This window comes from Ruegeria sp. AL12, assembly GCF_056540885.1.
The window spans coordinates 1-547 of record NZ_JBQFXN010000193.1; the positions used below are offsets into that span (position 1 = coordinate 1).

The window sequence follows — 547 nt, forward strand, 5'->3', positions numbered from 1 at the left end:
ATCGGCCTGTCGCCGCTGGTGGACACGCGCATGGTCACATCGGTAACCGGACCCTTCTCGACGCTGCATGACGGTGTGGAGGTTTTCTTCAAGGAATGCCTGCTCGACGACCTTGGCGAACGGCTCGACACGGGAGCGGTCGACATCGCCATTCTGCCGCGCCATGCGGTTCCCGGAGGCTTCGAACAGCTCGATTTCTATTCTGATCCGCTGTTCTATCTGCCCCGAAGCGGTGCTGCGCGGCGGCTTGGTTCAAGTCTCGCGCTGACTGACCTGCCGGCCGATCCGGTGATTCTGACCGGCGGCGGCTGCGGGCTCAATGACGCGCTGAAGGATCTGTTCGCCGAGCACGGGGTGGAACTGTGCATCTATCCTGGCCACGCCACCAGCTATCCGGTGATCGAGGAATGGGCCTGGATGGGTATTGGCGCAGGCGTGTTGCCGCGTGCGAAACTGACCCGACAGGCTTCGCAGGCGGTGCCGCTGTTTGCCGCCGCCGGAAAAGCGGCCGAACTTGAACTGGTCTGGGCCTGGCCGCACGGGGTGC

General features: G+C 64.0%; 1 protein-coding gene. It reads left to right on the plus strand.

Annotated elements, in window-relative coordinates:
* The coding region (locus ACR0C6_RS22160) for a LysR family transcriptional regulator substrate-binding protein (RefSeq protein ID WP_480621353.1) at window positions 1-547 on the plus strand (547 nt) is incomplete at both ends.